The organism is Streptomyces sp. NPDC014991 (assembly GCF_043080665.1).
In the GTDB taxonomy this organism is placed as follows: domain Bacteria; phylum Actinomycetota; class Actinomycetes; order Streptomycetales; family Streptomycetaceae; genus Streptomyces.
This window is the reverse complement of record NZ_JBIBVY010000001.1, coordinates 616,614-630,486: the sequence shown is the minus strand read 5'-3', so window position 1 is coordinate 630,486 and position 13,873 is coordinate 616,614. Positions and strand designations below refer to the sequence as shown.

Annotated in this window: 13 protein-coding genes; all 13 read left to right on the top strand. The window is 73.5% G+C overall.

Features of this window, described 5'->3' with window-relative positions; genetic code table 11:
• Position 1 precedes the first annotated feature (1 nt).
• The 13 genes from ACF1BE_RS02840 (at position 2) to ACF1BE_RS02780 (ending at position 13,849) form a co-directional block, all read left to right on the top strand.
• Positions 2-394: a VOC family protein gene (locus ACF1BE_RS02840; RefSeq protein ID WP_392197182.1), complete on the top strand. Its 393-nt coding sequence runs from the start codon at positions 2-4 to the stop codon at positions 392-394.
• 275 nt (positions 395-669) lie between these two features.
• The gene (locus ACF1BE_RS02835; protein ID WP_392197181.1) at positions 670-1,176 is read left to right on the top strand and encodes a hypothetical protein; all 507 of its coding nucleotides are present in this window, start codon (positions 670-672) and stop codon (positions 1,174-1,176) included.
• A gap of 118 nt (positions 1,177-1,294) precedes the next feature.
• Positions 1,295-4,441 (top strand): S41 family peptidase, encoded by a 3,147-nt coding sequence (locus ACF1BE_RS02830; protein ID WP_392197399.1) that lies wholly within the window; start codon positions 1,295-1,297, stop codon positions 4,439-4,441.
• 98 nt (positions 4,442-4,539) lie between these two features.
• Complete coding sequence (locus tag ACF1BE_RS02825; protein ID WP_392197180.1) at positions 4,540-4,893, top strand: histidine triad nucleotide-binding protein; 354 nt, start codon at positions 4,540-4,542, stop codon at positions 4,891-4,893.
• A 15-nt stretch (positions 4,894-4,908) separates the two neighbouring features.
• Positions 4,909-5,814 (top strand): ribonuclease Z, encoded by a 906-nt coding sequence (locus ACF1BE_RS02820; protein WP_392197179.1) that lies wholly within the window; start codon positions 4,909-4,911, stop codon positions 5,812-5,814.
• Positions 5,815-5,834: 20 nt separating this feature from the next.
• Complete coding sequence (locus tag ACF1BE_RS02815; RefSeq protein WP_392197178.1) at positions 5,835-6,839, top strand: adenosine deaminase; 1,005 nt, start codon at positions 5,835-5,837, stop codon at positions 6,837-6,839.
• Between the two features lie 181 nt (positions 6,840-7,020).
• The gene (locus ACF1BE_RS02810; RefSeq protein ID WP_392197398.1) at positions 7,021-7,941 is read left to right on the top strand and encodes a 5-dehydro-4-deoxyglucarate dehydratase; all 921 of its coding nucleotides are present in this window, start codon (positions 7,021-7,023) and stop codon (positions 7,939-7,941) included.
• Entirely contained in the window at positions 7,938-9,227 is a 1,290-nt protein-coding gene (locus ACF1BE_RS02805) for a glucarate dehydratase family protein (RefSeq protein ID WP_392197177.1), read from the top strand. Before ACF1BE_RS02810 ends, ACF1BE_RS02805 begins: the two co-directional genes overlap by 4 nt.
• A 75-nt stretch (positions 9,228-9,302) precedes the next feature.
• Entirely contained in the window at positions 9,303-10,445 is a 1,143-nt protein-coding gene (locus ACF1BE_RS02800; protein WP_392197176.1) for a carbohydrate kinase family protein, read from the top strand.
• 150 nt (positions 10,446-10,595) lie between these two features.
• A complete protein-coding gene (locus tag ACF1BE_RS02795; RefSeq protein ID WP_392197175.1) occupies positions 10,596-11,675 on the top strand; it encodes a PhoH family protein in 1,080 nt (359 codons plus the stop codon).
• A gap of 12 nt (positions 11,676-11,687) precedes the next feature.
• Positions 11,688-12,185, top strand: coding sequence for an rRNA maturation RNase YbeY (gene ybeY, locus ACF1BE_RS02790; protein WP_373909517.1), 498 nt, complete (start codon positions 11,688-11,690; stop codon positions 12,183-12,185).
• Between the two features lie 6 nt (positions 12,186-12,191).
• Positions 12,192-13,493, top strand: coding sequence for a hemolysin family protein (locus ACF1BE_RS02785; protein WP_392197174.1), 1,302 nt, complete (start codon positions 12,192-12,194; stop codon positions 13,491-13,493).
• A complete protein-coding gene (locus tag ACF1BE_RS02780; protein ID WP_392197173.1) occupies positions 13,490-13,849 on the top strand; it encodes an MmcQ/YjbR family DNA-binding protein in 360 nt (119 codons plus the stop codon). The genes ACF1BE_RS02785 and ACF1BE_RS02780 overlap by 4 nt, the downstream gene beginning before the upstream one ends.
• The last annotated feature ends 24 nt before the right edge of the window (positions 13,850-13,873 follow it).

Genomic DNA, 13,873 nt, shown 5'->3' with positions numbered 1-13,873 from the left:
CATGGAACTCGCCCAGATCCGGCTGCTCGTCACCGACTTCGCCGCCTGCTACCGCTTCTACGCCGACGTGCTGGGCCTCACGCCGCAGTCCGGCGCGGAGCGGGGCCCGTACGAGAAGTTCAGCCCGCACGCCGGCTCCGCCGGGATCGCGCTGCAGGACCGCGCCATGATGGCCGAGGTCCTGCCCGAGCTGAGCGATACCGCCACCGGCCACCGCTCCCTGGTCGTGCTGCGCGTGGACGATCTCGACGCCTGCTGCGCGCGGACGACCGCCCGTGGCGCGACCCTGCTGCACGGCCCGGCCCCCCTGACCGACCGCATGCGCGTGGCCTACCTGAAGGACCCGGAGGGCAACCTCGTCGAACTGCAGGAGTGGCTGCTGCTGCGCGGCTGACCGCGACGGCCTGGGCGGCGGGCGGCTCGGTCCCGGCCGCCGGATCGTGGTGTGCTCCGCGCGGCAGGCGTGGCGGCCGTGATGCTGCCACCGGACGGCCGCTCGACCGTACCGGTGGTGCTGGTCGCCCGGTGCACGTCGCCGTGCCCGGCTGCCGGATCCGGGCGCTGCTCCGGACGGGTGAGTGGCCGTATGCGGTCTACCGCGCGGCCCGGGCCGATGGCACGCTGCCCTGTATGGGGGCATGCGGGCGGATGCGGCAGGGATCGCGGGCGATGGCAGTGGCGGGGCTCGTCGTGCTGGCGACGGGTGCCGCGGTGGCGTGCCGGCCGGACGGGCTCGGCTCCATGACCGTCGCGTACACCACCGATCGGACCGCGACCGCCGCGCTGGAACGGCGGCACGTGGACGTCGCCTGGCTCACCTGCACCGGGAGTGACGGCGGCGGACGCACGCACGGCGCCTCACCCGGTCCGGGCGAGACCACCGTCGTCTCCGTCGACTGCCAGGGCCGGACGGGCCACGGGCAGAAGATCGTCGTCACCGGGCTGGTGACCAGGGCCGTCGACGGCGCCTGCGTGCGCGGGGACCTGACCGCGAAGGCCGGCGGCAGACAGGTCTTCCACGTCGACGGGCTCGGTGACTGCGCCGCCAGGCCCGGACCGACCTACCGCCCGCCCACGGTGGGACGGCCGGAACCCACCGTGACCGTCACCGTCACCGTCACCCGGACCGTCCGGTGCCGGACCGAGGCCGCCTGCGGGTCCGTGCAGGGCAAGTGAGGGGAACCGGCAGCGGGGCGCACCGGGCGCTGCGTAGAGTGACGGGGTGACTCAGGGTGCCTCCACGGGAACGACGGAAACCGCCGCCTATCTCCGATTCCCCCATCTGCACGGCGACTTGGTGACCTTCGTCGCCGAGGACGACGTCTGGCTCGCATCGCTCGACGGCGGCCGGGCCTGGCGGGTCAGCGCCGACAACCGGCCGGTGTCGCTGCCCCGGATATCCCCGGACGGCGGGCACCTCGCCTGGACGTCCACCCGCGACGGCGCCCCCGAGGTGCATGTCGCCCCGGTCGGCGGGGGCCCCGCCGACCGGCTGACGTACTGGGGCGACCGCCGTACCGAGGTGCGCGGCTGGACGGCGGACGGGCGGGTGCTCACGCTCGGCGCGCAGGGCCGGCACAGTTCCCGCCACACCTGGGCGCACGCCGTCCCGCTCGACGGCGGACCGGCCGAGACCCTGCCGTACGGGCCGGTCGGGGACGTGGCGCCGGGACCGGCCACCGTGCTGCTGTCCGCGCCGATGGGCCGCGAGGCCGCCTACTGGAAGCGCTACCGGGGCGGTACGGCGGGGAAGCTGTGGATCGACCACGGCGGCGACGGCCGGTTCGTGCGGCTGCACGAGGACATCGCCGGGAACATCGAGTGCCCGGTGTGGGCCGGTGACCGGCTCGCCTTCCTCTCCGACCACGAGGGCACCGGAGCGGTCTACTCCTCCCTCGCCGACGGCTCCGACCTGCGCCGGCACACCCCGCTCGCCGGTTTCTACGCCCGTCACCTGGCCGGTGACGGCGACCGGGTCGTCTACAGCTCGGCCGGTGAACTCTGGCTCCTGGACGACCTGGAGGGCGGCGAGCCGCGCCGCCTGGACGTGACGCCGGGCGGGCCCCGGACGGACCTGCGGCCACGCCCGGTCAACGCCGCCCGCTGGTTCGGCGAGGCGTCGCCCGACCACACCGCGCGCGGCAGCGCCGTGTGCGTGCGCGGCGGCGTCCACTGGGTCACCCACCGCTTGGGACCCGCCCGCGCCCTCGCCGCCACCCCCGGCGTGCGCGCCCGGATGCCGCGCGCCTTCCGCGCCGCGGGCGAGGAGTGGGTGGTGTGGGTGACGGACGCCGAGGGCGACGACGCCCTGGAGTTCGCCCCCGCGACCGGCACCGTGCCCGGCGCCCCGCCGCGCCGGCTCGCCGCCGGGCAGCTCGGCCGGGTCCTGGAGCTGGCGATGGCGCCCGACGGCAGCCGGGCCGCCGTCGCCGCGCACGACGGGCGGCTGCTGCTCGTCGAACGGGAGACCGGCGAGGTCCGCGAGGTGGACCGCAGCGACGACGGCGAGGTCTCCGGCCTCACCTTCTCCCCCGACTCCGCCTGGCTCGCCTGGGCCCACCCCGGCCCCCGCCCGCTGTCGCAGCTGCGTCTCGCCCACACCACCGACCTGTCGGTCACCGAGGCGACCCCGCTGCGCTTCCAGGACTACGCGCCCGCCTTCACCCTCGACGGCCGGCACCTCGCGTTCCTCTCCAACCGCGCCTTCGACCCGGTCTACGACGAACACGTCTTCGACCTCGCGTTCGTGGTCGGTGCCCGCCCGCACCTGATCACCCTGGCCGCCACCACCCCCTCGCCGTTCGGCCCGCAGCGCCACGGCCGTTCCTTCGAGACGCCGGACAAGGACGAGACCCCGGACAGCGAGGGCACCCCGGCCACCCGCATCGACCTCGAGGGGCTCGCCGACCGGATCGTGCCCTTCCCGGTCGAGGCCGGCCGCTACTCCACGCTGCGCGCCGCCAAGGACGGCGTCCTCTGGCTGCGCCACCCGGTGCAGGGCGTCCTCGGTGCCGCCCGCGCCCACCCCGAGGACCCCGATCCGCACACCGAGCTGGAGCGCTACGACCTCGTCCAGCGCCGCCTGGAGCACCTCGCCTCCGCCGCCGACCACTTCGAGGTCAGCGGCGACGGCCGGCGTGTGCTGCTGTGGAGCGACGGCCGCCTGCGGGTCGTCCCCGGCGATCGCCGCACCGGCGCCGACGACGACGGCGACACCAGCGTCACCGTCGACCTCGCCCGCGTCCGGCAGACCGTCGACCCGGCCGCCGAGTGGCGGCAGATGTACGAAGAGACCGGCCGCCTCATGCGCGACCACTTCTGGCGCCCCGACCTCGGCGGCGTCGACTGGGACGGCGTACTGGACCGCTACCGCCCGCTGCTCGCCCGCCTCGCCACCCACAGCGACCTGGTCGACCTGCTGTGGGAGGTGCAGGGCGAACTCGGCACGTCGCACGCCTACGTCACCCCGGGCGGCGGCTCCGGCGCCGGCGCCCGGCACGGTCTGCTCGGCGCCGACATCTCCCGCCACGAGGACGGCAGTTGGCGCATCGACCGCATCCTGCCCGCGGAGACCTCCGACCCGGACGCCCGTTCTCCGCTCGCCGCACCGGGTGTCGCCGTCCGCCCCGGGGACGCGATCATCGCCGTGGCCGGGCACCCCGTCGACCCGGTGCGGGGTCCCGGCCCCCTCCTGGCGGGCACGGCCGGCCACCCCGTCGAGCTGACCGTCTCCCCGGCCGCCGGCGGCGAACCCCGGCACCCGGTCGTGGTCCCCGTCGCCGACGAGGAACCCCTGCGCTACCACGCCTGGGTCGCCGACCGCCGGGCCCACGTCCACGCGGTCTCCGGCGGCCGTCTCGGCTACCTCCACGTGCCCGACATGCAGGCCCCGGGCTGGGCGCAGATCCACCGCGACCTGCGCGTCGAGGTCACCCGCGAGGGCCTCGTGGTCGACGTCCGCGAGAACCGCGGCGGCCACACCTCCCAGCTCGTCGTGGAGAAACTGGCCCGCCGGGTCATCGGCTGGGACCTCGCGCGCGGCATGCGCCCCACCAGCTACCCCCTGGACGCGCCCCGCGGTCCGGTCGTCGCCGTCGCCAACGAGTTCTCCGGCTCCGACGGCGACATCGTCAACGCGGCGATCAAGGCCCTCGGTATCGGCCCGGTCGTCGGCACCCGCACCTGGGGCGGTGTCATCGGCATCGACAGCCGCTACCACCTGGTCGACGGCACCCTGGTCACCCAGCCGAAGTACGCGATCTGGCTGGAGGGTTCCGGGTGGGACGTGGAGAACCACGGCGTGGACCCGGACGTGGAGGTGGTCCAGCGTCCGCAGGACTGGGCGGAGGGCAGGGACGCCCAACTCGACGAGGCGGTGAGGCTGGCACTGGAGGCTTTGGAGTCGGAACCCGCCAAGACGCCTCCGCCCATGCCGGCCTGAGGGGGCGCGGGGAACCGCGGGGGCGACCACCACCCGGCCCGCGGGCGAACGACTACGATGCCACCGTAGAGATCACCGGCGAAAGCGAGCGCAGCGCAATGGCTGGAGAACCGCAGGACGACTGCCTGTTCTGCAAGATCGTGGCGGGTGAGATCCCGGCGACGATCGTCCGCGAGACCGAGACGACCCTGGCGTTCCGGGACATAAACCCCCAGGCGCCCACCCACGTCCTGGTGATCCCCAAGGCCCACTACGAGAACGCCGCCGCCCTGGCCGCCGGCGCCCCGCAGATCGCGGCCGACGTCCTCGCCGAGACCCGGGCCGTGGCCGAAGGGGAGGCGCTGGACAGCTACCGCACCGTCTTCAACACCGGTGGCGGCGCCGGCCAGACCGTCTGGCACGCGCACGCCCACGTCCTCGGCGGCCGTGGCCTCCAGTGGCCCCCCGGATAGGGCGGGTCCGGCACCGTGTCCGTCCGTGAACTGGTGGTCCTCGGCACCGCCAGCCAGGTCCCGACCCGGCACCGCAACCACAACGGCTACCTGCTGCGGTGGGACGGCGAGGGCATCCTGTTCGACCCCGGCGAGGGCACCCAGCGGCAGATGCTGCGCGCCGGGGTCGCCGCCCACGACCTGAACCGGATCTGCGTCACGCACTTCCACGGCGACCACTCCCTGGGCCTGGCGGGAGTCATCCAGCGGATCAACCTCGACCGGGTGCCGCACGAGGTCACCGCGCACTACCCGCGCTCCGGCCAGGTGTTCTTCGACCGTCTGCGGCACGCGACCGCCTACCGGGAGACGGCCAGCCTCACCGAGGCCCCGGTCGCCGCCGACGGCGTCCTCGCCGTGACCCCGTCGTACACCCTGGAGGCCGGCAGGCTGTCCCACCCCGTCGAGTCCTACGGCTACCGCCTCGTCGAACCCGACGGCCGCCGCATGCTGCCCGACCGGCTCGCCGCGTTCGGGGTCCGGGGCCCGGACGTCGGCGTGCTCCAGCGCGCGGGCAGGGTCGGGGACGTGTCGCTGGAGGACGTCAGCGAGGTGCGGCGCGGGCAGCGGTTCGCGTTCGTGATGGACACCCGTCTCTGTGACGGCGTCCACGCGCTCGCGGAGGGCTGCGACCTGCTCGTCATCGAGTCCACGTTCCTCGACGAGGACGAGGGACTGGCCGTCGAGCACGGGCATCTGACCGCGGGTCAGGCTGCCCGGGTGGCGCGCGAGGCCGGCGTACGGCACCTGGTGCTGACCCACTTCAGCCAGCGCTACACCGAACCGGAGGAGTTCGAGCGGCAGGCGCGGGCGGCGGGCTTCGAGGGCGAGCTGACCGTGGCCCACGACCTGCTCCGCGTACCGGTTCCGAAACGGCGGTAAAGCACCCGTACGATGCTTTGATGCCCCTCCCGAAAGCAGAACTGCACCTCCACGTCGAAGGCACCCTGGAGCCCGAGCTGGCGTTCGCGCTGGCCGCGCGCAACGGCGTCGAGCTGCCGTACGCCGACACGGACGCGCTCCGTGAGGCCTACCGTTTCGAGGACCTCCAGTCCTTTCTGAACCTTTACTACGAGCTGATGGCCGTCCTGCGCACCGAGCAGGACTTCGCCGACCTGGCCGACGCCTACCTCGCGCGCGCCGCCGCGCAGGGCGTGCGGCACGCCGAGATCTTCTTCGACCCGCAGGCGCACCTGGCCCGGGGCGTGGCCATGGGCACGGTCGTGGAGGGGCTGTGGCGGGCGCTCGGCCGCAGCGAGGAGCGGCACGGTGTCTCCACCCGGCTGATCATGTGCTTCCTGCGTGACGAGTCCGCCGAGTCGGCCCTGGCCACCCTGGAGGCCGCGCGGCCGTACCTGGACCGGATCACCGGGGTCGGCCTGGACTCCGCCGAGGTCGGGCATCCGCCGGTGAAGTTCCGCGAGGTGTACGAGGCCGCCGCCGCGCTCGGGCTGCGCCGCGTCGCGCACGCCGGCGAGGAGGGCCCGCCGGAGTACATCACCGAGGCCCTGGACGTGCTCGGCGTGGAGCGCGTCGACCACGGCCTGCGCTGCATGGAGGACCCTGCGCTGGTCGAGCGGCTGGTCCGGGACCGCGTCCCGCTCACCCTGTGCCCGCTGTCCAACGTCCGGCTGCGCGCCGTGGACACCCTGGCGGACCACCCGCTGCCGGCCATGCTCGACGCCGGCCTGCTGTGCACGGTCAACTCCGACGACCCCGCGTACTTCGGCGGATACGCCGGCGACAACTTCGCGGCGGTCGGCACGGTCCTGGGCCTGTCCCCGGACCGGCTGCGCGAGCTGGCCCGCAACTCCTTCCTCGCCTCCTTCCTGGAGGACGACGAGGACCGCAGGGCCCGCTGCCTCGCCGAGGTGGACGCCTACGAGTTCGGCGACGCGGTGTCGTAGGGGCCCGCCACCGATGCTCCCCGTCGGGAGTGATCCGGGTCACGATGAGGCAGGGGGATGGCGGACCGGGGGAGGACCGTCTAGCCTCCGTTCTTATATGTGACCTTCATTCATAAGGGGAGATGGTCAAGTGGGTGGCGACCCGGCTCCGCAGGACGTGGCGCGGCGGCTGCGGGAAGGGATGGCGCGAGGTGTGCTGTCCTTCCCGCTCACCGCCTTCCACCATGACGGCACCCTCGATCCCGACGGCTTCCGCGCCCATGTCGCCGACCAGCTCGCCGCCGGACCCGGCGCCCTCTTCCCGGCCTGCGGCACCGGCGAGTTCTTCTCCCTGGACGAGGACGAGTACCGCACGGTCGTCACCGTCGCCGTCGAGGAGGCGGCCCGGGGCGAGGGCGCCCCGGCGGGGGACAGGGTGCCCGTCGTGGCCGGCACCGGATACGGCTGGGCGCAGGCCGCCCGGTTCGCGCGGATCGCCGAGGAGGCCGGCGCGGACGCCCTGCTCGTGCTGCCGCACTACCTGGTGGACGCCCCGCAGGACGGCCTCGTCGCCCAGCTGGAACAGCTCGCCGCCCGCACCCGGCTGCCCCTGATCGCCTACCAGCGCGGCCAGGTCGCCTACGGGGTGGACGCGTTGCGTCGCATCGCGCGCGTCCCGAACGTCATCGGCCTCAAGGACGGCCACAGCGACCTGGACCGCCTCCAGCGCCTCACCCTCGCCGCCCCCGACGGCTTCCTCTTCTTCAACGGCGCCGCCACCGCCGAGATCCAGGCCCGCGCCTACGCGGCCGTCGGCGTCCCCGCCTACTCCTCCGCCGTCCACGCCTTCGCCCCCGAGATCGCCGGCGCCTTCCGCACCGCGCTGCGCGAGGAGGACCACGCCACCGTCGACGCGCTGCTGCGCGCCTTCTACGTCCCCTTCGTCGAACTCCGCGACCGCGCACCCGGATACGCCGTGTCCCTGGTGAAGGCGGCGGCCCGGCTGCGCGGACGGCGTGTCGGTCCCGTACGCGCCCCGCTCACCGACCCCGCGCCCGCCGACCTCGCCGCCCTGAAGGCCCTCCTCGCCGCCGGACTCGACCTCGTGGGAGCCTCCCTGTGACCCGTGACCTGACCATCACCGAGGTGCGGCTGACACCGATCCTGGTCGCCGACGCGCCGCTGCTCAACACCCAGGGCGTGCACCAGCCGTACACCCCCCGGCTGATCGTGGAGGTCGTGACCGCCGACGGGATCACCGGGCTCGGCGAGACCTACGGCGACACCAAGTACCTCGAACTGGCACGGCCGCTGGCCGGGCGGCTCACCGGACGTTCGGTCATGGACGTGAACGGCCTCTTCGGGATCGACCTCGCCGTGGACCCCTCCCGGGTCGAGGGCCAGGCGGACGCCGGCGGGCTGCGCGGTGTGCAGAGCGCCGACAAACTGCGGCTGTCCGTGCTCTCCGCCTTCGAGGTCGCCTGCCTGGACGCCCAGGGCAGGGCGCTCGGACTGCCCGTGCACGCGCTGCTCGGCGGCCGGGTCCGGGACGCCGTCGAGTACAGCGCCTACCTCTTCTACAAGTGGGCCGCCCACCCGGCGGGCGTCCCGGCCGAACCCGACGAGTGGGGTCCCGCCCTGGACCCGGCCGGGGTGGTGGCACAGGCACGCCGGCTCCGGGAACTGCACGGCTTCGGCTCCTTCAAGCTCAAGGGCGGCGTCCTCCCGCCCGAGGAGGAGACCGCCGCCGTACGCGCCCTCGCCGAGGCCTTCCCCGGGCATCCGCTGCGCCTGGACCCCAACGGCGCCTGGTCGGTGGCGACCTCGCTGAAGGTGGCGGAGGAACTCGGGGACGTCCTGGAGTACCTGGAGGACCCGACGCTGGGCACCCCGGGGATGGCCGCCGTGGCCGCGGGTACGGACGTCCCCCTCGCGACCAACATGTGCGTAACGACCTTCGGCGAGATCAGGGAGGCGTTCGAGCGGAACGCCGTGCAGGTCGTCCTCTCCGACCACCACTACTGGGGCGGGCTGCGCAACACCCAGCACCTCGCCGCGATCTGCGCGGCCTTCGGGGTCGGGGTGTCCATGCACTCCAACACCCACCTGGGCATCAGCCTCGCCGCGATGACCCAGGTGGCGTCCACGGTCCCCGGCCTGCACCACGCGTGCGACTCCCACTACCCCTGGCAGTCCGAGGACGTCCTCACCGAGCGGCTCGTCCTCCAGGGCGGCCGGATGGCGGTGAGCGACGCCCCCGGTCTCGGCGTGGAGCTGGACCGCGACGAGCTGGCCCGGCTGCACCGGCGGTGGACCGGGGACGACGGCAGGTACCGGGACCGGGACGACGCGGCGGCGATGCGGGTGGCCGAGCCGGACTGGCGGACCCCGGCGATGCCCCGCTGGTGACCGCGGGCGTACGGGATCCGGGGGCGTGGCCTGGTGCACACTGGCCAGAACCGCACCACCGTCAGGGAGCGCACCGTGACCCCGTCGCACACGGCAACCGGAGAGGAACCGGAACACCTCACGCAGGCAGCGGGCGGCCGGACCCAGGTCGATCCGCTCGCCGCGCTGCGCGCCCCGGGGGACCCGTCCTGGGACGTGTACCTCACCGGCACGGTCTTCCTCGACATCGTCTTCACCGGCCTGGACTCGGCGCCCGTGCGCGGCACCGAGTCCTGGGCCCGGGGCATGGGGTCCAGCCCCGGCGGGGTCGCCAACATGGCCACCGCCCTGGCCCGGCTCGGCCTGCGCACGTCCCTCGCCGCGGCCTTCGGTGACGACCACTACGGCGAGTACTGCTGGGACGCGCTCGCCCAGGGCGAGGGCATCGACCTCTCGGCCTCGCGGACCGTGCCCGGCTGGCACTCCCCGGTGACCGTCTCCATGGCGTACGAGGGGGAGCGGACCATGGTCTCCCACGGGCACGAGCCGCCGCCCGGGGAGCCGGCGCCCCACTGCCCGCCCCGCACGCGGGCGGCCGTCGCCTCCCTCACGCCCGGCACCCGGGACCCGTGGCTCGCGCAGGCCGCGCGGGAGGGCACCCGGATCTTCGCCGACGTCGGCTGGGACGAGACGGGCGCGTGGGACCTGGCCGGGCTGGCCGACCTGGAGCACTGCGAGGCGTTCCTGCCCAACGCGGAGGAGGCCATGCGCTACACGGGGGCGGACTGCCCGCGGGCCGCCGCGCGTGCCCTGACCGAGCGGGTGCCGGTGGCCGTGGTGACGCTGGGGGCGCAGGGGGCGTACGCGGTGGACCGGCGTACGGGCGAGACGGCGGAGGTGCCGGCGATCGCGGTGGAGGCGCTCGACCCGACGGGGGCCGGGGACGTGTTCGTCGCCGGGTTCGTGACCGGGTCGCTGGCGGGCTGGCCGCTGGCCGACCGGCTGGCCTTCGCGGGGCTCACCGCGGCGCTGTCGGTGCAGGAGTTCGGCGGGTCGCTGTCGGCGCCGGGCTGGTCGGAGATCGGGGCGTGGTGGCGCCGGGTGCAGTCCCTCCCGGGGCAGGAGCCGAAGGCGCTGCGGCGGTACGCGTTCCTCGAGGGGCTGGTCCCGCGCGAGCCGGCCCCGCTCTGGCCGCTGCGCCGGGCGGTGCCGACCATCGGGTTCCGGCGCTCGGGCTGACCCGCCGGGGTCCGCGAACCCCGGATCCGGGTGAGGCGTTGTGCGAAAAGACCTTCGGTGTTGTCGGTGCTGCGTCGTACTCTTGATAGCGCGAGGCCGCCCACAGCGCGGCCGTGACGAGGAGGAAGCGCAGGCCTTCAGCGCCGGCCCATGACAGAGACACCCACAGCTGACACCCCCGCGCAGGAGCAGGCGAGAGCGCAGTTCACCGTCCCTGCCCAGCACCCCATGGTGACCGTGCTGGGCTCGGGCGACGCCCTCCTGCGGGTGATCGAAAGGGCCTTCCCGGCGGCCGACATCCACGTCCGGGGCAATGAGATCAGCGCAGCGGGCGACCCGGTCGACGTCGCCCTGATCGCGCGCGTGTTCGACGAGATGATGCTGGTGCTCCGCACCGGGCAGCCGATGACGGAGGACGCAGTGGAACGCTCGATCGCCATGCTCAAGGCGAGCGAGAACGGGACGAGCGACGGGCCGGAGACCCCGGCGCAGGTACTGACGCAGAACATCCTGTCCTCGCGCGGTCGCACGATCCGCCCCAAGACCCTCAACCAGAAGCGCTACGTCGACGCCATCGACAAGCACACGATCGTCTTCGGCATCGGCCCCGCCGGCACCGGCAAGACCTACCTGGCCATGGCGAAGGCCGTCCAGGCCCTCCAGTCCAAGCAGGTCAACCGGATCATCCTGACCCGGCCGGCGGTCGAGGCCGGGGAGCGGCTCGGATTCCTGCCGGGCACGCTCTACGAGAAGATCGACCCCTATCTGCGCCCGCTGTACGACGCGCTGCACGACATGCTCGACCCGGACTCCATCCCGCGGCTCATGGCCGCCGGGACGATCGAGGTCGCGCCGCTCGCCTACATGCGCGGCCGCACGCTCAACGACGCCTTCATCATCCTGGACGAGGCCCAGAACACGAGCCCCGAGCAGATGAAGATGTTCCTCACCCGCCTCGGCTTCGACTCGAAGATCGTGATCACGGGTGACGTGACGCAGGTCGACCTGCCCAACGGGCAGAAGTCGGGTCTGCGGCAGGTGCAGGAGATCCTCGAAGGGGTCGACGACGTCCACTTCTCCCGGCTGTCGTCCCAGGATGTCGTCCGGCACAAGCTGGTGGGCCGTATCGTCGACGCGTACGAGCAGTACGACAGCAAGCACGGCACGGAGAACGGCACCCACAAGGGCGGCCGTGGCAGGACCGGCGCCAAGGCTCCCCAGGGGAAGTAGACCAGCACGACCATGTCGATCGACGTCAACAACGAATCCGGTACCGAGGTCGACGAGCAGGCGATCCTCGACGTCGCCCGCTACGCGCTCGCGCGGATGCGCATCCACCCGCTCTCCGAACTCTCGGTGATCGTCGTGGACGCCGACGCCATGGAGCAGCTCCACATCCAGTGGATGGACCTGCCGGGCCCGACCGATGTCATGTCCTTCCCGATGGACGAGCTGCGTCCGCCGTCCAAGGACGACGAGGAGCCGCCGCAGGGGCTGCTCGGCGACATCGTGCTGTGCCCGGAGGTCGCCGCCCGGCAGGGAGCGGAAGCGCCGACGCGGCACACCATGGACGAGGAGCTCCAGCTGCTCACCGTCCACGGTGTGCTGCACCTGCTCGGCTACGACCACGAGGAGCCCGACGAGAAGGCCGAGATGTTCGGGCTCCAGGCCGCCATCGTGGACGGGTGGCGGGCCGAGCACGGCCTGACCGGGCCCTCCCCGGCGCCGACCGTCTCGTAGCCGCCCATGTCCGTGCAGATCGTGGTCGGCGCGATCGCGCTGGTCGTCGTCGCCTGGCTCGCCGCCTGTGCCGAGGCGGGCCTGGCGCGGGTCTCCAGCTTCCGCGCCGAGGAGGCCGTCAAGTCCGGCCGCCGGGGCAGCGCCAAGCTCGCCCAGCTCGCCGCCGACCCCACCCGCTACCTCAACCTGGCCCTGCTGGTCCGCGTCGCCTGCGAAATGGCGGCGGCGGCCCTGGTGACCTACGCCTGCCTCCAGGAGTTCACGGCCACCTGGCAGGCGCTGCTCGTCGCCATCGGCGTGATGGTGCTCGTGTCGTACGTCGCCGTCGGCGTCTCCCCGCGCACCATCGGACGGCAGCATCCGCTGAACACGGCGACCGCGGCGGCCTACGTGCTGCTGCCGCTCGCCCGCGTGATGGGCCCGATCCCCTCGCTGCTGATCCTCATCGGCAACGCGCTCACGCCCGGCCGGGGCTTCCGGCGCGGCCCCTTCGCCTCCGAGGCGGAGCTGCGCGCGCTGGTCGACCTCGCCGAGAAGGAGTCGCTGATCGAGGACGAGGAGCGCCGCATGGTGCACTCCGTCTTCGAGCTGGGCGACACCCTGGTCCGCGAGGTGATGGTGCCGCGCACCGACCTCGTGGTGATCGAGCGGTACAAGACCATCCGGCAGGCCCTCACCCTCGCCCTGCGCTCCGGGTTCTCCCGGATCCCGGTCACCGGGGAGAGCGAGGACGACATCGTCGGGATCGTGTATCTGAAGGACCTGGTCCGCAAGACGCACATCAGCCGGGACGCGGAGGGCGACCTGGTGTCCACGGCCATGCGCCCGGCCGTCTTCGTGCCCGACACCAAGAACGCCGGTGACCTGCTGCGCGAGATGCAGAAGGAACGCAACCACGTCGCCGTCGTCATCGACGAGTACGGCGGCACCGCCGGGATCGTCACCATCGAGGACATCCTGGAGGAGATCGTCGGCGAGATCACCGACGAGTACGACCGGGAACTCCCGCCGGTCGAGGACCTCGGCGACGACCGCTTCCGGGTCACCGCCCGCCTGGACATCACCGACCTCGGCGAGCTGTACGGCCTGGAGGAGTACGACGACGAGGACGTGGAGACCGTCGGCGGGCTGCTTGCCAAGGCCCTCGGCCGGGTGCCCATCGCCGGCGCGTCCGCCGAGGTCGACCTGCCCGACGGACGCCGGCTGCAGCTGACCGCGGAGGCCGCGGCCGGACGCCGGAACAAGATCGTGACGGTCCTGGTGGAGCCGCTCCCCGTGGCCGTCGCCGGGGAGGGCCGGTCCGGGTGACCCCGCAGGAGCTGCGCGCCCTCTGCCTGTCCTTCGACGCGGCCGTGGAGGACTTCCCGTTCGGCCCGGAGGTCTCGGTCTTCAAGGTGCTGGGCAGGATGTTCGCCCTGACGAACCTGGACGCGCGGCCCCTGACGGTCAACCTCAAGTGCGACCCCGAGGACGCCGTCCGGCTGCGCGGCGAGCACGAGGGGCTGATCGTGCCGGGCTGGCACATGAACAAACGCCACTGGAACACCGTGACGGCCGACGCCGGGCTCCCCGACCGCCTCGTCGAGGAACTGGTCGAGGACTCGTACGACCTGGTCGTCGCCGGTCTGCCCAGGTCGCAGCGGCTGCGCCTGGACCGGCCGTGAGAACCCGGTGCGCGCGCGGCCGTG